The 18,616-nt window shown below is 56.0% G+C and carries 16 protein-coding genes and 2 pseudogenes; 11 read left to right on the top strand and 7 right to left on the bottom strand.

Translation table 11 applies throughout. The features are described 5' to 3' along the window. Positions 1–13 precede the first annotated feature (13 nt). The 7 genes from ACZ1HV_RS20270 to ACZ1HV_RS20240 all read right to left on the bottom strand — a co-directional run bounded on the left by ACZ1HV_RS20270 (position 14) and on the right by ACZ1HV_RS20240 (position 8,035). Positions 14–1,042: a branched-chain amino acid ABC transporter permease gene (locus ACZ1HV_RS20270; protein WP_472716119.1), complete on the bottom strand. Its 1,029-nt coding sequence runs from the start codon at positions 1,040–1,042 to the stop codon at positions 14–16. Continuing rightward, complete coding sequence (locus tag ACZ1HV_RS20265; protein ID WP_472716118.1) at positions 1,039–1,764, bottom strand: ABC transporter ATP-binding protein; 726 nt, start codon at positions 1,762–1,764, stop codon at positions 1,039–1,041. The genes ACZ1HV_RS20270 and ACZ1HV_RS20265 overlap by 4 nt, the downstream gene beginning before the upstream one ends. Beyond that, positions 1,764–2,546 carry an ABC transporter ATP-binding protein gene (locus tag ACZ1HV_RS20260; protein WP_298986055.1) on the bottom strand — a complete coding sequence of 261 codons (783 nt, stop codon included), beginning with the start codon at positions 2,544–2,546 and terminating at the stop codon, positions 1,764–1,766. The genes ACZ1HV_RS20265 and ACZ1HV_RS20260 overlap by 1 nt, the downstream gene beginning before the upstream one ends. Positions 2,547–2,677: 131 nt before the next feature. Beyond that, complete coding sequence (locus ACZ1HV_RS20255) at positions 2,678–3,877, bottom strand: substrate-binding domain-containing protein (protein ID WP_298822360.1); 1,200 nt, start codon at positions 3,875–3,877, stop codon at positions 2,678–2,680. A 381-nt stretch (positions 3,878–4,258) separates the two neighbouring features. Next, the gene (locus tag ACZ1HV_RS20250; RefSeq protein WP_298822361.1) at positions 4,259–5,851 is read right to left on the bottom strand and encodes a BCCT family transporter; all 1,593 of its coding nucleotides are present in this window, start codon (positions 5,849–5,851) and stop codon (positions 4,259–4,261) included. 317 nt (positions 5,852–6,168) lie between these two features. Further along, positions 6,169–7,230, bottom strand: coding sequence for an ABC transporter ATP-binding protein (locus ACZ1HV_RS20245; RefSeq protein ID WP_298966283.1), 1,062 nt, complete (start codon positions 7,228–7,230; stop codon positions 6,169–6,171). A gap of 25 nt (positions 7,231–7,255) precedes the next feature. Continuing rightward, positions 7,256–8,035, bottom strand: a complete 780-nt coding sequence (locus ACZ1HV_RS20240) for an IclR family transcriptional regulator (RefSeq protein WP_152500043.1) — start codon at positions 8,033–8,035, stop codon at positions 7,256–7,258. 119 nt (positions 8,036–8,154) lie between these two features. Between ACZ1HV_RS20240 and ACZ1HV_RS20235 the strand changes: the two genes are divergently transcribed. From ACZ1HV_RS20235 to ACZ1HV_RS20185, 11 genes and pseudogenes are all read left to right on the top strand, one after another. Beyond that, positions 8,155–9,414: an ABC transporter substrate-binding protein gene (locus ACZ1HV_RS20235; protein WP_298822363.1), complete on the top strand. Its 1,260-nt coding sequence runs from the start codon at positions 8,155–8,157 to the stop codon at positions 9,412–9,414. 189 nt (positions 9,415–9,603) lie between these two features. Beyond that, positions 9,604–10,521, top strand: coding sequence for a carbohydrate ABC transporter permease (locus tag ACZ1HV_RS20230; protein ID WP_298822364.1), 918 nt, complete (start codon positions 9,604–9,606; stop codon positions 10,519–10,521). Between the two features lies 1 nt (position 10,522). After that, on the top strand, positions 10,523–11,371 hold the full coding sequence (locus ACZ1HV_RS20225; RefSeq protein WP_298822365.1) for a carbohydrate ABC transporter permease: 849 nt from the start codon (positions 10,523–10,525) through the stop codon (positions 11,369–11,371). 54 nt (positions 11,372–11,425) lie between these two features. Continuing rightward, complete coding sequence (locus tag ACZ1HV_RS20220) at positions 11,426–13,504, top strand: alpha-galactosidase (RefSeq protein ID WP_298822366.1); 2,079 nt, start codon at positions 11,426–11,428, stop codon at positions 13,502–13,504. Between the two features lie 62 nt (positions 13,505–13,566). Further along, positions 13,567–14,331 carry an SDR family NAD(P)-dependent oxidoreductase gene (locus ACZ1HV_RS20215; RefSeq protein ID WP_298986051.1) on the top strand — a complete coding sequence of 255 codons (765 nt, stop codon included), beginning with the start codon at positions 13,567–13,569 and terminating at the stop codon, positions 14,329–14,331. Continuing rightward, positions 14,328–15,247: pseudogene (locus ACZ1HV_RS20210) on the top strand (2-dehydro-3-deoxygalactonokinase). The gene ACZ1HV_RS20215 and the pseudogene ACZ1HV_RS20210 overlap by 4 nt, the downstream one beginning before the upstream one ends. Next, the gene (locus ACZ1HV_RS20205) at positions 15,244–15,858 is read left to right on the top strand and encodes a 2-dehydro-3-deoxy-6-phosphogalactonate aldolase (RefSeq protein ID WP_472716117.1); all 615 of its coding nucleotides are present in this window, start codon (positions 15,244–15,246) and stop codon (positions 15,856–15,858) included. Before ACZ1HV_RS20210 ends, ACZ1HV_RS20205 begins: the two are co-directional and overlap by 4 nt. A 5-nt stretch (positions 15,859–15,863) precedes the next feature. Next, on the top strand, positions 15,864–16,703 hold the full coding sequence (locus ACZ1HV_RS20200; RefSeq protein WP_472716116.1) for an SMP-30/gluconolactonase/LRE family protein: 840 nt from the start codon (positions 15,864–15,866) through the stop codon (positions 16,701–16,703). A gap of 8 nt (positions 16,704–16,711) precedes the next feature. Further along, positions 16,712–17,823 (top strand): annotated as a pseudogene (locus ACZ1HV_RS20195) (beta-galactosidase); the annotation flags it as partial. Next, entirely contained in the window at positions 17,803–18,249 is a 447-nt protein-coding gene (locus ACZ1HV_RS20190) for a beta-galactosidase trimerization domain-containing protein (protein WP_472718474.1), read from the top strand. The pseudogene ACZ1HV_RS20195 and the gene ACZ1HV_RS20190, both read left to right, overlap by 21 nt. Next, on the top strand, positions 18,225–18,611 hold the full coding sequence (locus ACZ1HV_RS20185) for a hypothetical protein (RefSeq protein ID WP_472716115.1): 387 nt from the start codon (positions 18,225–18,227) through the stop codon (positions 18,609–18,611). The genes ACZ1HV_RS20190 and ACZ1HV_RS20185 overlap by 25 nt, the downstream gene beginning before the upstream one ends. Positions 18,612–18,616 lie beyond the last annotated feature (5 nt).

Below are 18,616 nucleotides of genomic sequence, written 5' to 3'. Positions count from 1 at the left end.
CTTTTCGCCCGCCCTACTTTGCCTTGACGACCGGATAAAGGCCTTGAGGTCGCCACATCAGGATCACCACCATCAGAGCGATGGTCGAAATCAAAGCCACCTTTGGAGCCAGAAAGGCTGTGTAATTGGCCAGGAGGCCAACCATGAGCGCTCCGATGAAACAACCTTCCACAGAACCCAATCCGCCGATGATCACCACGATGAAAACAAGAACCATGATCTCCGAGCCCATGTGAGCGGTAATTGTTTCCTGATAGAGGCCCCACATGACACCGCCCAATCCGGCCAATGCCGATCCGGTCATGAAAACGATCAGGAAAAGGCGGCGGATCCGATAGCCAAGAGCTTCGACCATCTCGCCGTTTTCAACACCGGCACGAACCAGCAGGCCGACTTTGGTGTTTTGCAGGATATGCCGCATGGCCAGGAACAACGCCAACCCTATGCCAACGGCGACAAGCCTGTATTTTTCGATCGCGGCCTCGCCAAATATGAGTGAGCCCTGGAAGGCTTCGGGACGCGAAATATGAAGTTCATCCGGCCCCCAGACGACGTAGATCATCTGCTGGGCAACAATCAGCCCACCCATGGTAACGAGGATCTGCTTCAGGTGTTCGCCGTAGACCGGCATTACGATGACCCGTTCAAATGCATATCCAAGCAATCCGGTCACCAGCATGGCGGCAAGGATCGCGATCAGAACGGCGAAAAGATTTAGGAGGACGCTCGGCGATTCCGTCCAGCCCGCGAGCCACGCCAGAACCGTGAAGCCCACAAAGGCCCCGATCGCCACGAAGGCCCCGTGACCGAAATTGATGACGTCCATAAGCCCGAAAACCACTGTCAAACCCGAGGCCATAATGAAAATCATCATGCCCATGGCAAGACCTGCGACAGTCAGTGTCAGCCAACTTGCCGGATTTCCGATGGCAAGCAGTCCTGCTAAAGCCAGCAAGGGAACCAGCATGACAGGCAGTTTCTGGAAGAACAGTTCGCTCAGCGGAACTTTCTCGATACGCGGTTTGATCGAAGTGTCGCTCATTGATGGACCTCCAGCGTAAGTCCCATCAGCTTTTCCTGAAGGGCCGTGTCTTCAACAAGTTCCTGCATGTCGCCGGAGTGAATGATGCGACCGTCATCCATGACGGCAACAGTGTCGCCAATGCTGGAGGCCATCGCGAAATTCTGCTCAACGAGAAGGATGGTGGTATCCGTTTCCTTCAACTCCTTCAGCGCATCCGTCATCGACTTGATGATCGCAGGAGCGAGACCCTTGGTCGGCTCATCAATGAGGATCAGGCGTCGGGGTTCGATGATTGCGCGCGCGACAGACAGCATCTGTTTCTGTCCTCCGGACAAGGTACCGGCAGACGATTTCCAGAAAGTGCCGATTGGCGGAAACAGATCGGTTATCCAGGAAAGGCGTTTTTCGTCGATCGGACCGTTCGATGCGGCAAGCATCATGTTTTCGGCGACGGTCAAATCGGTAAAGATACCCATATCTTCGGGCACAAACGCGATACCACGCCTCGAAATCTCCGGCGTTGCCAGCTTGGTGATGACATGATCCCCAAACCGGATGTCCCCCTGGCTTGCGGTCCACAGTCCCATGATGGTCCGCAAAGTCGTGGTCTTTCCGGCACCGTTTCTCCCAAGCAGCACGGTAACGCCACCTTCGGGAACGAGAAGGTCCACCCCCTGTAAAATGTGGTAAGGCCCGATATGGGTGTGAACGCCAGAGAGCGAAAGCAAAGTATCGGACACTACGCCACCTCCGCAGGTTCTGCAGGCGCTTTGCCAAGATAAGCTTCCTGGACGATGGGTAACGCGATCACTTCCGCCGGTTCGCCATCTGCGACCAGAGCACCGTTGTGCAGAACGATGATCCTGTCAGCGAGTGTTCGGATCACATCCATTTTGTGTTCGACGAGCAGGATCGTGCGATCCATATCGGCTTTGAGTTTCTGGATCAGTTCCAGGATGACCGGCACTTCATCAACGCTCATGCCCGCTGTAGGCTCGTCAAACATGAGCACCTGAGGGCCAAGTGCGATCAAGAGCGCAACCTCCAGCTTACGCTGGTCACCATGCGGCAAGGCCGACACGAGCTGTTCGGCCTGATCAATGAGCCGGACTTCGGAAAGTACGTGGTCGGCGCGCTCAAGCAATTCAACGTGGCTTTCGGCAATGGAAAAAAGATCAAAACCCTTTCGAGCCTTGGCCTGAGCGACCAGCCGGACGTTTTCCCGCACACTCAAGGTCGGAAAGAGATTGGTCAGCTGAAAAGCCCGGCCGATTCCCCTGTCGGTGCGTTCTGGAACCGACAGTCTGGTGATGGTCTCGCCATTCAGCCAAACGCTTCCGCTCGTGGCAGAAAGTTGACCTGAAATCAGGTTGAAATAGGTGGTTTTACCGGCCCCGTTGGGCCCGACGATGGCCGTCAGAGTTCCCCGGTCAAAACTGCAACTGACATGGTCGACCGCAACATGTCCTCCGAAACGGATTGTGAGGTCTCTCGTTTCAAGAATGGGGTGTTCCTTGGTCACGGCACGTGTTCCCAGGTCAGGTCAAAGGCAAAAGCTAGCGGAGTGTGACCCGGCTGGACAGTGAGCACCCAGCCGGGGCGAGATGTGATGGGGCCAGCTGTGCGAAGGCTGATAGCCTCTGCACGTGCGGATCACTGATTTCGGACGGGGATATCCATGTCTTCTATTTTAAGTTCGCGCACCAGTTCAGGCACACCCCATTCTACGTCCGGATCGACCTTGATCTTGAAATGGTACATGGACTGCAGTGCCTGGTGATCTTCGGCACGAAACATCATCTTGCCTTTTGGCGTTTCGAATTCCATGCCTTCCATCGCGGCGATCAGGTCTTCTGTGTCGGTCGAACCGGCTTTACGGATGCCTTCGACAATCGCAATACCTGCCGACATGCCGCCTGCCGTGAAGAAATCCGGTGGTGCGTCAAACCGTTTCTGATGCTCGGCAACCAACCAATCGTTCACTGGGTTCTTGGGGATTTCGTAGTAGTAATAGGTGGCGCCTTCCATGCCCGGCAATTCCTTGTAGGCCTTCATGGCAGCCAGAATGTTTCCCCCGGTCGCGATTTCAACACCGAAGCGCTCCGGTTCCATTGCCTTGATCTTGCTGATCGGGTTGCCGCCCCCGGCCCAGATGACAAACAGGAACTTGCGGCCTGGTTCATCCTTCAGCGCATCGAAAATGCGTTGTGCATTTGCCGTGAAGTCTTTCGTGTCCGTAGGTGCGTATTCCTCGAAAACCAGATTTGCACCGGTGCCTTCCAAAGCTTCCTTAAACGCAGCGACACCGTCGCGGCCAAAGGCATAGTCCTGTGCCAGCGTCGCGACCGAGACACCTTCCTGGCCGAGAGCAACCGCATTTGCGATGGCATCTTGAGAAGAGTTCCTGGAGGTGCGGAACACATACCGGTTCCAGTTTTCTCCAGTGATGGAATCGGCAACAGCAGGTTCAACAATAAGCAGCTTCTCATATTCCTCAGCCACCGGCAGCATAGCGAGTGCCACACCGGAAGAGACCGGTCCAACGGCCAGATCCACTTCGTCATCGCCATAGGCCTCCGCAAGGACTGCTTTCCCGATATCCGGTTTCAGCTGGGTGTCCTTTTCGATGACCACGATCTTGCGGCCGTCGATCTCCATCGTACCGTCGGTGGCAAACTCCAGCCCCATCATCAGGCCCGTGTGAGACTGTTTGGCATAGGCCTCGAACGGACCCGTCTTCCCATAGACATGGGCGATCTTGATTTCTTCTGCAAATGCGCCAACGAACCCTGATGCCACAAGGCCGAGGCCGGCCAAAAGCGGCAGTGCCCAGCGGGTAAACTGCTTGGTCATGAATGCTCCTCCCGTTTTGCGCAAAGGCGCGGCAGGTAACCTCAGATTGTTTCCAGCCCGAAGAAAACGCCTTCGTTTCGCCTAACGCTTAACAATATGAAACCTGAATCAGTATTCATGTCAAGGTGCAGAAGCGCGAAAGGCATTGTTTTGCAGGCGTGCGCTTTCCACCCGGAGCGCGATCGGAGAGATATTCAGGGTTCTGGTGTAACCAGCCGGAAACGAGGACTGCGCCCGGCATTCAGTCTGGCACGGCCCATGTGACATGCTCACAACACAATGAGTTCTGCCTATCTGGCAACTCGCCAAAAAGTTGGGCGGCCGCAAGATGCAGGCCGCCCAAATAAAAAGGCGCGCCGTAGCGCGCCTTTTGCGTCGAATTCACATTTTTTGCCGTTCCGATCGAAGTGCTTTGTAGAGGCAATAGCACATCGCCAGAACGACCAGGGTGAAGGGAATCCCCATGGAGACCGCCGCTCCTTGAAGTGCGTTGAGCCCTCCGCCGAGCAGAAGCGCAATCGCAACCAGGCCTTCAAATGTGCACCAGAACACGCGCTGTGCGACCGGAGCATCCATTTTTCCGCCTGCGGTGATCGTGTCGATGACCAACGAACCGGAGTCCGACGACGTCACGAAGAAGATCACGATCAGGACCAGCGAGATCGGCGCGATAATGTTGTAGAGCGGCAGCTGATCCAGCATACGGAAAAGAGACAGCTCTGGCTGATAGGCCACCACCACGTCTTTTGCCCCGGAATAGCCGTTCGCCAATTGGTCGAGAGCAAGACCACCGAAAACGGTCATCCAGAGTGCGCAGACCAGTGAGGGTGCAATCAAGACGCAGAGAATGAACTCACGAACGGTCCGTCCTTTAGAAATACGCGCGATGAACATGCCGACAAATGGTGACCAGGCGATCCACCAAGCCCAATAGAAGGTGGTCCAGCCGTGCATGTAGCCCAAATCATCCCGGCCAAACGGGTTGGACAGCGGAACGAAGGCAACAGCATAGTCTTTGAGCACGCCACCGAATTGAGCGATGAGGTCAACGGTCGGGCCCACAAGCAGAACGAAAACGAAGAGGCAAGCCGCCATGATCATGTTGATCTCGGAGAGCCGCTTCACGCCTGCGTCCATGCCAAGAAGCACGGATCCGAGCGCAATCGCCGTGATGCCGAGGATCAGCCAGACGACCAGTGAACTTGAGACCGGAATTCCAAACACGTCGTTCAGACCGGCAGCAACCTGCTGTGCTCCCAGACCAAGAGATGTGGTCAGACCGAACAGGGTCGCGAAAACCGCCAGCGTGTCGATCACATGACCTGGCCACCCCCAAACGCGTTCGCCGAAAATCGGATAAAAGGCCGACCGCAGCGTCAGAGGTAGACCAAGGTTGTAGCAGAAAATCGCAAGGCACAGCCCAACGACCACATAGACCGCCCAACCACTGATGCCCCAGTGATAGACGGTGCCGACAATGCCCATGTTCTCATTGCCCGGAAGCGACGGATCGGACCCGAGTGGCAATGTGTTGAGCTCCGGAATCGAATAGTACATCGGCTCCAGAACGCCGAAAAACAACAGTCCGATACCAATGCCCGCGGAAAACAGCATCGCGATCCATCCCGCGTAGGAATAGTCGGGAACCGCATCCTTGCCGCCGATCCTCACCTTCCCCAGGGGCGACAGCGCAAGAAAGAAACAGAAAACCACCATGATGTTGACGGACATCATGAGAAACCAGTCGAACGTACTTGTCAGGAAGGGTCTGAACCAACCGAAGAAGGACGCTGCTGCTTCCTGGTTTGCCAAGGCAACCATAACGAATCCGACGATCACGATCGCCGAAACCAGGAAGACCGGATTGTGCAAATCAAGACCGAACGGGCGAATGTTGTCCTGGCCCAGTTCGTATTCTGTGTCGAAATCCATGATCCGGGGATCTGGATCCAACATCTTCTTCGTTTTACTCATGAATATTCCCTCCAGACTTTGCCGCCCAACCGCCTGCGGCAGTTAAATGCGTGTTGCTTCGGACGGCGGCTTGTCGCCGCTCTTCGAGAAGCCCGTCCACGCAGGGCAGCAGACACAGTCAAGTATGAAAGGACATTCTGTCACAATTGTCGCTTTTACGTAGCGTAATAACGCCAATCCGACAATTTTAGGTATTTACTGCATACCTAAAGACGACGGCAGTTCAAAAAAACCCCGGCAAACTGCCGGGGTCGTGTGCACTTTGTGCCAAAGCCCGGGAGGAAGGACTTTGGTGCCAGTTGGTGTGTTTTCTCTGCTTAGCGCAGACGTTTTTCTGTCTTGATGTCGAAATACATCGCCGACGCCGGATCGAACGAGACCGAAACTGTTCCGTCTGCAGGCGGTTGATCTTCGCCCTTTGTCTCCACGATGACGCGCTCACCAGTCGGGCAAACCAGGTAAGTGTAGGCTACACCACCCAATTGTTCGCAAAGATCTACTTTTGCGCCTTCTTCGCTCGGCGTAATTTCGAAATGCTGAGGCCGCAGTCCGACAAGAACCTTCTCTCCCTTGGCCGGTAGAGCAACAGATGTCGGAACTTTGATATCGCCGAATGCCGGGACGACAACCGCGCCCTCGTCTGCTACGCCTTCAACGAAATTCATGCTCGGTGACCCGATAAAGCCCGCCACAAAACGATTGTCCGGGTCGGAATAAAGGTTCATCGGTGAGCCGACCTGCTCAATGATGCCTCCGCGCAGCACGACGATCTTGTCGGCAAGCGTCATGGCTTCGACCTGATCATGCGTCACGTAGATCATTGTCGCGCCGATATCCTTGTGCAGACGTGCAATTTCAACACGCATGTCGACACGCAGTTCAGCATCAAGGTTCGAGAGCGGTTCATCGAACAAAAACACTTCCGGGCCGCGGACGATCGCACGTCCGATTGCCACACGCTGACGCTGCCCGCCGGACAGCGCTTTCGGCTTGCGTTTCAGGTACGGGTCTAGCTTCAGGATCCTGCTGGCTTCAGAGACTTTTTCATGGATCTCGGTCTTGGAGTGGCCGTTCATCTTGAGACCGAAGCCCATATTCTCTTCAACCGTCATATGCGGGTAAAGGGCGTAGGTCTGAAACACCATGGCAACGCCACGCTCTGCCGGATCGACTCTGGTAACGTCGCGGCCGCCGATCTCAATCTTGCCGGAGCTTGTTTCTTCCAACCCTGCGATCATCCGGAGCAATGTGGATTTGCCGCAGCCGGAAGGCCCGACAAAGACGCAAAACTCACCATGCTCGATCTGGAGATCCACTCCATGGATCACCTGCAGATCGCCATACTGTTTGACGGCATTTGTAAGAGTTACGCCAGACATCTTGTTTCTACTCCCTCCGAAATGTTCACGCGGGGAACTGCCAGTCTTCGACTGCCGCGGCAATCTTGGAAGCGGCCTGCTCAAGTGCAGGACGCGCATTCATCAGTTCGTCCAAATTTTTACGCTGTGTTGAAGTTGTCACGGACAGCGCGCCGACCGGCCGCCCCTTGGTGGACAGGATTGGAGCGGCAATGCAGATGATCCCGGGTTCGTGCTCCTCCCGGTCAAAGGCAATGCCGTCCTGCCTGATCTGATCAAGTTCCGCACGGAGCGCTGCCTCAGTCACAAGCGTTGCCGGCGTATACCTGTAGAAAGACTGTTTCTGAATAATCTGGTCGATTTCGCTTGGGTCCTGAAAAGCCATCAGAGCTTTACCGACACCCGTGCAATGCCCGGGCCCAACCTTGCCTGCCTGCGAGAACATGTCGATCGCATTCTGTGGGTTGCGCTTGTCGACATAAAGCACCTGACCATTGTCCAGTTGTGCCAGGTGGACCGTCTCGCCAACCTCGTCGGAAAGCGCGGAGATAAAAGGGCGCGCAATCGGCGCGATAGAACTTTGCCTCCAGGCAGCATGCGCCAGCCTTACGAGACGGATGCCCAGAGAATAGGTCTGCTGCTTGTCGTCATAAGCCAGCATGCCCTGGTTCACGAGGGTCTGTAGCAGTCGGTAGAGTGTCGCTTTGGGATGCGCGCTTTCGGAAAGCAGCTCGGAAAATCGCACAGGCCGGCCCACGGCTGCGACTTTGTCGAGCACTTCAAGAGCCTTTCCGACCGTACCGTCGCCGGTCGCCTGCTTGTTCATATTTTCCTCCACCCGGTCCGTTTCTTTACGCCGGACCTGTTGACAACCTAACCTGATCGCAGCAAAGTATCAATATACAAAACTAAGTTTCACATAATGGAACCTAAAGGGAGGACACCATGCGTTCCATGCTGAAAACGTCCGCTGCGGCGTTTGCCATTCTGGCTGCCTCAATGGGCGGAGCATCTGCCGACGGCCTGACAGGCGATCTGAAAATTTTCCTCGACACATCCAATCCGGCGCCGCGCGCGACCATGGAAAAGATGATTTCGCAGTTCCAGGAAAAAAATCCGGACCTGAACATCGAGACGACAGTTATCGATCGCGAGGCCTACAAGACCCAGATCCGTAACTTCCTGTCCGCAAATGCGCCGGATGTTGCAACCTGGTATGCCGCGAACCGCATGCGTCCCTATGTTGAAGCCGGCCTTTTCGAAGACGTTTCTGACCTGTGGGCAGATCCGGCAATCGGCGACAACCTGGCTTCGACCAAGGGCGCTTTGACCATTGATGGCAAGCAGTGGGGCGTGCCCTACACCTACTATCAGTGGGGCGTTTACTATCGCAAAGACATCTTTGACGAGCTTGGCCTTTCCGAACCGACCACCTGGGAAGAAGAAAAAGCCAACTGCCAGAAGATCATCGATGCCGGCAAGAAGTGCTACACCATCGGCACCAAGTTCCTTTGGACAGCTGGCGGCTGGTTCGACTACCTGAACATGCGCACCAACGGCTTCGACTTCCACATGGACCTGCTGACAGGTAACGCAAAGTGGACGTCCGACGAAGTTCGTCAGACATTTGCTAACTGGCGTGAACTCATCGACATGGGTGCCTTCATTGACAATCACCAGACCTACAGCTGGCAGGAAGCGCTGCCGTTTATGGTCAAGGGCGATGCAGCAGCATACCTGATGGGCAACTTCGCCGTTGCACCGCTTCGCGACGCGGGCCTTACCGACGACCAGATCGATTTCTACCAGTTCGTAGAAATCACGCCGGGCGTGGAAAAGGCTGAAGACGCTCCGACCGACACCTTCCATATTCCGACGAATGCCCAGAACAAGGAAGCTGCTCGTGAATTCCTGAAATTCGCAGTGTCGCCGGACGTCCAGACCTGGATCAACGACGGTAAAAATCTCGGCCAGCTGCCGGTCAACGCCCAGTCTTCAGTGGACAGCGACAAGTTCCTTGAGCAGGGCTTCGAGATGCTGTCCACCAACTCACCGGGTGGTGTCGCGCAGTTCTTTGACCGTGACGCTCCGGCCGAAATGGCAAAGGTTGCCATGGAAGGTCTGCAGGAGTTCATGGTGAAGCCGGACAATCTCGACAAGATCCTGGACCGTTTGGATCGCGCTCAAACGCGCATCTACAAGTAAGCTCACCATCTGAGCCGGACAGGGTGCCCATTGCACCCTGTCCATTTCCAAATCGTTTCTCCGACAGGTTCGGGGACCGGCTTCGCAGCGCGCGGCCGTGTGACGATAACGGGCGACCCCTTGATAATCGGGCGAACGCGCACGTGACATGAGCTGACTCTCTGCCGGATCAAGAGAAGAGCAACGACAATGGCCCAAGCGTCTGTCGCAGAAACCCGCCAAAGCTCCTGGTGGCATCGAAATCAGCAGCAGCTGACACCCTGGCTGTTTTTGGCACCGGGTATTCTGTTTTTCCTGTTCTATGTGATCTTTCCGATCTTTCAGTCCTTTAACCTGTCTCTTTTCAGTTGGGATGGACTTGGGGCGGCGGAGTTTGTTGGTCTCAACAACTACGAAGAACTCTACTACGATGAGGCTTTCTACACGTCTCTGAAGAACAATCTCATCTGGCTGGTGCTCTATCTCGCTGCCATTCCCGCTGGTTTGTTCATTGCATTGTTTCTGAACCAGACGGTGACAGGGATCAGACTTTACAAGTCCCTGTTCTTTTTCCCCTTCGTGATTTCCCAAGTCGTTGTCGGCCTGGTGTTCACATGGTTCTATGACCCGACATTTGGCATCCTCAACGTTGTACTTGGCTCCGTCGGTTTGCCCCCTATGAACATCCTTGGCGATGAAAATTGGGTGACCATCGGCATCATCGTTGCGGGCCTATGGCCGCAGACCGCCTACTGCATGATCCTCTACCTTACGGGTCTGAATGCCGTTGACCCCGAACAGATCGAAGCAGGCCGACTGGACGGCGCCAAAGGCTGGCGCATGCTCTGGTACATCATTGTGCCTCAGCTGCGGCCTGCAACATTCATCGCGTTCGTTGTTACCATCATCGGTGCATTGAGATCCTTCGACCTGATTTCCGTCATGACAAACGGCGGACCGTTCGGATCAAGCCGCGTCCTCAGCTTCTACATGTTCGAAGTTGCGCTCTCCGAATACGGTTTCCGCATGGGCTACGGCGCCTCGATCGCAGTCGTCCTGTTCCTGATCATGCTGGGCTTCATCGCCTACTTCCTCTGGTCGATGTACAAAGAAGAAAGGGCGCGCTGAGATGTTTCCGGCACCTATTGAACGCTCGCCACGAGCCTGGCAGATCACCTATCAAAGTCTTCTGCCTTTCGCCCTGATCCTGTGGCTGCTGCCTCTGATTGCAGTCGCGATCTTCTCCGTCAAACCCGATGCGGATTTCGTCAACGCAAATTACTGGGGCTGGCCGTCGTCCTTTGAAGGCTTTACCAATTATGCGCTGGTCTTCACCGGCTCGGACATGCCGCAATATCTCCTGAACTCGTTCAAGATCACCATTCCGACCGTGATCGGAGCCGTGGCCCTGTCCTGCATGACCGGCTTTGCGCTTGGGATTTACAAGTTCAAGTCGAACATCTGGATCTTTTTCATGTTCGTGGCCGGCAACTTTGTGCCGTTCCAGATTCTGATGGTTCCGGTGCGCGATCTGACATTGCAGATGGGCCTCTACAATACGATCACAGGTCTGGTGCTCTTCCACGTCGCCTTTCAGACCGGCTTTTGCACACTCTTCATGCGCAACTTCATCCGCGCACTGCCTTTCGAGCTTATTGAGGCAGCACGTGTTGAAGGCGTTGCGGAATGGCGGATCTTCTGGTTTGTCGTTCTGCCCTTGATGAAGCCGGCCATTGCCGCACTTTCGGTGCTGATCTTCACCTTCATCTGGAATGACTATTTCTGGGCCGTCGTGTTGACCCAGGGTGTCGAAAGCCAGCCGGTGACCGCAGGTATCACATCCTTCAATGCCCAGTATCGCGCCGCTTATCACCTGATGAGTGCCGGCTCGCTCGTGGCGGCATTGCCACCTGTCGCAATGTTCTTCCTGATGCAGCGGCACTTCATTGCCGGACTGACACTCGGAGCCGTGAAATGATCCACGGTCTCCGGGCGGTTCAGCCAGCAACCGAAGCAACAGGAAAGGCCGGAAATGCAGGCTAAGACGTGGCATCTTGGTGATGCCCGTCAAAGTCTGGTTCTCGCCAGCTTTGCGGGCCGCCTGCCGGAAGTGATCTATTGGGGCCCGGCTCTACCGGGCAAAGACGATCTCCAGTTACTTGCCGCGGCTTCTCTCACAGATGTGACTGGCGGAATGGTGGATCGGAACGCAGGGATCAGCTTGAGCCCGGAAGCATCGCAAACATTTACGGGCCATGCCGGCCTGTCGATCCGCGATACCGACGGGAATATACTGGTTCCGGCCTTCTTGTTCGAAAACGAAACCGCAACTGAAAACGGCTTGAGACTTGAATACAGTGACAGTCATCATGGCCTGACCATTGTGTTTGACCTGTCACTGACGGCCGAAGCGTCACTCTTCAAGCTTCAGACCCGTCTCGAAAGTTCGAATGTCATCCTGGTGGACTGGTTGGCGGCGCCTGTCGTACCCGTGCCTGCACACACAGGTGAGATGATCGAATTTTCCGGGCGATGGTGTGCCGAGTTCCTGACCAGACGCCTACAGTTTTCACCTGGCGCTCGTGTCAGAGACAACCGGACGGGACGGACGGATCATGCCCATTTTCCAGGCCTGATAGTCTGCAATGGAGCCACGACCAACACGCAAGGAGAGGCCTACTCGTTCCACTATGGCTGGTCTGGCGGTCACAAGATGGTCGCCGAGGAGCTAGCCGACGGGCGACGCCACATCCAGTTCGGTCACGCTTCCTCAAGCAAGGAAAAGGGAAAATCCTTCCAGAGCGCAGCCCTTTACGCCACCTATTCGGCCGAAGGGCTCAACGGCGCTGCAATTCAATTTCAGCGGTATGCGCGTGACCGGATGGTGACGGGTGCCAGATCGCCCAGACCCGTCCACTACAATTGCTGGGAAGCTGTCTATTTCGATCACAAGATCTCCGAGCTAAAATCCATCGCGAGCCACGCAGCGGAACTGGGAGCCGAGCGGTTTGTTCTCGACGATGGCTGGTTCGGTCGAAGGGACGACGACACCTCCTCTCTGGGCGACTGGTTCGTCGACGACCGGAAATATCCCGATGGGCTGACCCCGTTGATCGATCACGTCAAATCGCTCGGCATGGAATTCGGCATCTGGTTCGAACCGGAAATGATCAATGAGGACAGTGATTTGTATCGCGCTCATTCCGACTGGATTCTGGGCCGCAAGGACCAGACGCGCGGTCGTCAGCAACTGGTGCTGGACATGTCCCGTGAGGACGTCAGGTCCTATCTCTATGACCGGATCGCCGACATCCTGAAAAACAACGACATCGGTTACATCAAATGGGATCACAACAGGGTTCTGCCGATCGTCGCAGCGGCACAGACGATTGGCGTCTATGAACTGCTGGATCGGTTGCGTGCCAACTTTCCCGATGTAGAGATAGAAAGTTGCGCCTCCGGTGGTGCCCGTGTCGACTTCGGCATTTTGGAACGCACTCAGCGTGTGTGGTTGTCCGACAGCAACGATGCGTTGGAACGCCAGCGGATCCAGCACGACGCGGCGCTCTTTTTACCGGGCTCCGTTACAGGCTCACACGTCGGCCCACGGCGCTGCCACACGTCAGGACGCGTCCTCGACATGAAACTCCGCGCCTGGACCGCAGCCCAGCGGCATATGGGGTTCGAGATGGACCCGCGCGAACTGGACGATGCCGAGACTGCCACTTTGTGCGATGCCACCAACTGGTGGAAAGCCAATCGGCACTGGACAATGCAGGCAGACATTCATCGCCTGGACAGTTCCGATCCCGCAGTCATTGCCGAACAGCAAATGGCAAGAGACGGCAGCCGGTTCGTCGTGTTTGCGGTATTGGCGCGCACATCCGACCAGATCCTTCCACACCCTGTTCGATTGACAGGACTGGATCCGGACGCGATGTACAGTGTTTCGCTTGCCAATAGGAATGAAGCCCCGAGGCTCTCCCGCGGCAATCCACTGTTGAAAGAAAAAGACATCGAGGTCAGTGGGCGCTACCTCGTAACGCACGGGCTTATCCTTCCCTGGCGCTTCCCGGAGACGATCTGGGTGCTGGAAGGTCAGAGGCTATAGGCGTCTAGGCGCATTTGAAATTATCGGCGAAGGCCGCCAACACAAACAAAGGCAATGGTCCCATGCACGCTACATTTCCGGATCTTGACGGTGCTTCGGTCTTCATCACTGGTGGCGGCTCCGGCATCGGAGCAGCATTGACTGACGCCTTCATGTCTCAAGGCGCCAAGGTTGCTTTTGTACAGCGGTCAGATGCGTCTGATTTCTGCGACGAGATGGAACGAAAACACGGCGTTCGGCCACTCTTCGTCTCATGCGACATTACCGACATCCCTGCCCTGAAAGGCGCAATTGACAAGGCAGCTGAGGCGCATGGCGCGGTCACTGTCCTGGTGAACAATGCCGCAAATGACAAGCGTCATGCTTCTGAGGAAGTCGATGAAGAATTCTGGGACTGGTCGCAAGCGATCAACCTGAAGGCTTATTTCTTCGCTTGCCAGCATGTGGTTGCCGGCATGAGAGCCGCCGGTGGTGGCTCCATCGTAAATTTCACGTCAATTTCCTATATGATGGGCAATGCCGGCTACGCGGCCTACACCACCGCCAATTCCGGCATTAACGGGATGACGCGCAGCCTGGCGCGCGAATTCGGTCCGGATAAGATTCGGGTGAATGCCATTGCTCCCGGCTGGGTTCTGACCCAAAGGCAGAAAGATCTTTGGGTGACCCCGGAAGCTCTCAGCGCACATATTGATCGGCAGTGCCTGAAGGAAGAGCTGTCGCCGGAAGACATTGCCGAACCGGTTCTGTTTCTTGCCTCCAAAACCAGCCGGGCTATGACCGGACAGGCGCTGGTTGTGGACGGTGGTGTCGTGGTGACGGGATGACAACACAAACCGAAATTTCCTGGATTGCTGCGGATTGGGGAACAACCAACCTGCGCGTTTGGGCGTTGAGCAATACCGGTGATATTCTGATCCATCGCGGCTCCGACAGGGGCATGGGCAAACTCTCGCCGGCAGAATTTGAACCAGCATTGCTCGACCTGATCGCAGACGTTCTGCCAACCCAGGGCAACGTGCCGGTCATCGTTTGCGGCATGGCCGGCTCGCGTCAGGGCTGGGCCGAGGCGCCCTATATGTCTGTTCCCTGCGCGCCCCCTCGATTGCCGACGCGACACGCGTCAAGACCTCAGATCCACGCCTGGATGTGCATATTCTGCCGGGCCTCAAACAAGTGAGCCCAGCGGATGTCATGCGCGGCGAGGAAACCCAGATCGCAGGCTACCTGGCAGATCAGCCGGGTTTTTCCGGAACTCTGTGCCTGCCTGGAACACATACGAAATGGGTCACACTCAAATCGGGGACCGTCGAACGCTTCCGGACCTGCATGACCGGCGAGACCTTTGCACTGTATCGACATCGGTCCGTGCTTCGCCATGGTCTGTCCGAAACTGAATTCGACACTGCCGCGTTCAGGGACGCCGTCCTGCGCGTTCTCCAGGACCCGAAAGTCTTCGCTTCCGAATTGTTTGGCATTCGCGCGGCAAGTCTGGTTGCCGGCCAGACCCCCGCGCAAGCCACAGGGCGTTTGTCGGGATTGTTAATCGGTGCCGAACTTGCCTCCATCAGGGACGAATTCGACCTTGCGGACGTTGCCATTCTCGGCAGCAGCAAGATCGCCGGAACCTATCACGCCGCTCTGCAATGCCTTGGAAAAGATGCCAGGTTGCTGGACGCGGATTCCATCACTCTGCGAGGACTGACCCTCGCCTTTTCTTGCTATGCAAGGGAGACATCATGAGCCGCAATCTGATTGCCATCTTGCGGGGCCTGACACCTGACGAGGCATTGCCCGTCACAGAATGCCTGATTGCTGCGGGCATAACCCGCATTGAAGTGCCACTCAATTCACCCGACCCGCTCAAAAGCATCGAGTCCATGGTTACTTCCTTTGGAGGCGATGCGGAGATCGGCGCGGGTACGGTTCTGGAACCGGAGCAGGTGCGCAACGTCAAGTCTGCCGGCGGAACATTGATTGTTTCACCGGATTGCAACCCCGAAGTAATCAGAGCCACCAAGGCAGAAGGCATGTCGTCCTTTCCGGGTGTGATGACACCAACGGAAAGTTTCACGGCACTGCGCAACGGCGCGGATGGCCTGAAGTTTTTTCCCGCGTCCCTCGTCGGCCCTGACGGACTGAAGGCACTTTTGGCTGTTTTGCCGAAGGGCACGGCAACTTATGCCGTCGGCGGCGCTGGGCCTGATAATTTTGCTGACTGGATCAATGTTGGCGCCGCGGGCTTCGGCATCGGAACGGCTCTGTTCAAGCCCGGTTTTTCGGTCGAGGAGATCCAAGACCGGGCCAACAAGATCGTTTCCGCCTATGACAAGGCCGTTTCAGCCAGCGAGTAATTTCAATGACAACCATTTTTGATGAACGCCAGTGCAAGCTCGGCGAAGGTCCGCTTTGGCATCCTGAGCGCCAGCAACTATTCTGGTTCGACGTTTTGAACAAGAAGCTTATGTCCCGGGAAAACGGCACGGCCAAATCTTGGGAGTTCGATGAATATGTCTCTGCGGCCGGCTGGGTGAGCAAGACGGAACTCTTGATCGCAAGCGCCAGCAAACTGTTCCTCTTCAATCTCGACACGCAAGCATCCATGAAGCTTTGCGACATGGAGGCAGACAATGAGGTCACCCGGTCCAATGATGGCCGAGCGGACCCGAAAGGCGGTTTCTGGATCGGCACCATGGGCATCGAAGCGGAAGCTGGTGCGGGGTCCATCTACCGGTTTTACAAAGGAGAACTGCGCAAGCTCTTCAGTGGCATCACCATTACCAATGCCATCTGTTTCTCACCTGATGGCAACAAGGCTTATTTCTCTGACACGGATACCCAAACGATCCAGCAGGTGATGCTGGACGACCACGGCTGGCCTACAGGCACACCCACGCTCTTCGTCGATCTTACTGAAGAAGACTTGAATCCCGATGGGGCGGTGGTCGACAGTGAGGGCTATTTGTGGAACGCTCAATGGGGCGCAAACCGTATCGCGCGTTACTCACCTGGCGGCCAGTTTGTCGAGGAAATCAGTTTCCCTGCCAAACAGATTTCCTGCCCGGCCTTTGGTGGGGCAGAGCTTCAAACACTCTTTGCGACCTCTGCGTCGGTCGGCCTGAACGGTGAAGACGAAGGCCAGACATTTTTTGCTCAGACCGGCACGCGCGGTCAGCTTGAACATCGGATTATTTTGTAGGCAACACTATGAAACGTACCCTGGGCACCTGCTACTATCCGGAGCATTGGCCGGAGGAGATCTGGGAGGCCGACGCACGGCGTATGGCCGATGCCGGACTGACTTGGGTCCGGATTGGCGAGTTCGCCTGGTCCCGGCTTGAACCGGCACCGGGTGATCTGCAATTCGAATGGCTAGACCGGGCAATTGAAGTGCTCGGGAAGGCCGGCTTGAAAGTCGTGCTCGGCACTCCGACTGCGACCCCCCTCAATGGATGATCGAAAAACATCCAGACATGCTCGCGGTTGACGCAAGTGGTCATCCACGCAAATTCGGATCCCGCCGCCACTACTGTTTCTCGCACGAAGGCTTTCAGCTTGAAAGCGATCGGATCGTTCAACTGTTTGCCGAACGCTATGGCGACAGTCCCTATGTTGCCGCCTGGCAGACCGATAACGAGTATGGCTGCCATGACACCGTGCTGTCTTATTCAGACGCGGCAAGAAAGGCATTTGGTGCCTGGTTGGCCCGCCGTTACGGCTCGATCGAAGCTCTGAACCGCGCTTGGGGCAATGTCTTCTGGTCGATGGAATATGGATCCTTTGACGCTATCGACCTGCCCAACCTGACCGTTACCGAACCCAATCCGTCCAACAGTCTGGCGTTCCGCAGGTTCTCTTCCGATCAGATCGTTGCGTTCAACAAGCGCCAGGTCGACATCATTCGCCGCCACTCGGACGCACCGATCAGTCACAACTTCATGGGGCGTGTCACGGAGTTCGATCATTTCAAGGTCGGCGATGACCTGGATATTGCAACCTGGGACAGCTATCCCCTCGGTTTCCTGGAAGATCGTGTTGGTGCGACATCCGAGCATCAGCGCTTATTTGCCCGGCAAGGCGATCCGGACTTTCAGGCATTTCACCACGATCTTTATCGCTCGACCGGCAAAGGACGCTGGTGGGTGATGGAACAACAACCCGGGCCGGTAAACTGGGCGCCCTACAATCCGGCACCGCTGCCAGGCATGATGCGTTTGTGGGCATGGGAAGCCTATGCACATGGCGCTGAAGCCGTTTGCTATTTCCGCTGGCGGCAAGCCCCGTTTGCCCAGGAACAGATGCATGCCGGCATGCTTCGCCCCGACAACGCCGATGCACCTGCCCTGACCGAAGCACGCCAGGTCTGGAACGAGTTGCGCGACGCACCTGATGTGGGGACTTCCCGGGCACCTGTTGCGTTGATTTTTGACTATGACGCGGACTTTGCTTGGGCGACCCAGCCACATGGTTCCGGCCTGAGTTACTTTCAGCTTGTCTTCGACGTTTACAAGGCGCTCCGCGGCCTGGGCCTCTCCGTAGATATCTTGAGAGGAGAAACAAGGGACTTTTCAGGCTACAAGATCGTTGCCGCACCCGGATTGATCTACATGTCGCAGGATCTCAAGAAAGCGCTCGCCGAAAGCAATGCCGAAGTCGTGCTCGGACCACGGACAGCTGCCCGCAATGCGGACATGGTAATACCTGTACCGCTTCCCCGGACATGCCGGACCTCGAGGTCACGGTAACACGCGTTGAAAGCATGCGTTCCGACATGCCCATGCCTCTAAAAGGCGGTGGAAATTTTGTCTCATATCGTGAAGAACTGGAAGGCTCTGCAGAGACGGTTCTGGAACTCGAAGATGGGCAGATCGCCGCGATGCGACAATCCAATCTGACCTATGTCGGTGGCTGGTGCGATGACATTGCGTGGAAACGGATTTTCAAGATGCTTTGTGCCGAGACACGCCTTGAAACCCTCAACCTTTCAGGAGGTGTCCGTTGCCGCGATGCGGGCAACATCAGGATCTGGACGAACTACGGCGCTACACCCGATGTTACGCCGGCAGGTCCGATCGATGCCGCCGGTGTGCTGTTCGAAACACTCTGAAGTCT

It is taken from the genome of Roseibium sp. JB4-4 (assembly GCF_055693425.1).
This window is presented reverse-complemented; position numbering and strand designations above follow the sequence as displayed.

What these genes read in the sequence shown, in the direction of transcription:
- ACZ1HV_RS20270 (WP_472716119.1), bottom strand. Translation starts at nt 1,042, where the DNA reads ATGAGCGACACTTCGATCAAACCGCGTATCGAGAAAGTTCCGCTGAGC.
- ACZ1HV_RS20255 (WP_298822360.1), bottom strand. Translation starts at nt 3,877, where the DNA reads ATGACCAAGCAGTTTACCCGCTGGGCACTGCCGCTTTTGGCCGGCCTC.
- ACZ1HV_RS20250 (WP_298822361.1), bottom strand. Translation starts at nt 5,851, where the DNA reads ATGAGTAAAACGAAGAAGATGTTGGATCCAGATCCCCGGATCATGGAT.
- ACZ1HV_RS20245 (WP_298966283.1), bottom strand. Translation starts at nt 7,230, where the DNA reads ATGTCTGGCGTAACTCTTACAAATGCCGTCAAACAGTATGGCGATCTG.
- ACZ1HV_RS20240 (WP_152500043.1), bottom strand. Translation starts at nt 8,035, where the DNA reads ATGAACAAGCAGGCGACCGGCGACGGTACGGTCGGAAAGGCTCTTGAA.
- ACZ1HV_RS20235 (WP_298822363.1), top strand. Translation starts at nt 8,155, where the DNA reads ATGCGTTCCATGCTGAAAACGTCCGCTGCGGCGTTTGCCATTCTGGCT.
- ACZ1HV_RS20230 (WP_298822364.1), top strand. Translation starts at nt 9,604, where the DNA reads ATGGCCCAAGCGTCTGTCGCAGAAACCCGCCAAAGCTCCTGGTGGCAT.
- ACZ1HV_RS20225 (WP_298822365.1), top strand. Translation starts at nt 10,523, where the DNA reads ATGTTTCCGGCACCTATTGAACGCTCGCCACGAGCCTGGCAGATCACC.
- ACZ1HV_RS20220 (WP_298822366.1), top strand. Translation starts at nt 11,426, where the DNA reads ATGCAGGCTAAGACGTGGCATCTTGGTGATGCCCGTCAAAGTCTGGTT.
- ACZ1HV_RS20215 (WP_298986051.1), top strand. Translation starts at nt 13,567, where the DNA reads ATGCACGCTACATTTCCGGATCTTGACGGTGCTTCGGTCTTCATCACT.
- ACZ1HV_RS20205 (WP_472716117.1), top strand. Translation starts at nt 15,244, where the DNA reads ATGAGCCGCAATCTGATTGCCATCTTGCGGGGCCTGACACCTGACGAG.
- ACZ1HV_RS20200 (WP_472716116.1), top strand. Translation starts at nt 15,864, where the DNA reads ATGACAACCATTTTTGATGAACGCCAGTGCAAGCTCGGCGAAGGTCCG.
- ACZ1HV_RS20190 (WP_472718474.1), top strand. Translation starts at nt 17,803, where the DNA reads ATGCATGCCGGCATGCTTCGCCCCGACAACGCCGATGCACCTGCCCTG.
- ACZ1HV_RS20185 (WP_472716115.1), top strand. Translation starts at nt 18,225, where the DNA reads ATGCCGGACCTCGAGGTCACGGTAACACGCGTTGAAAGCATGCGTTCC.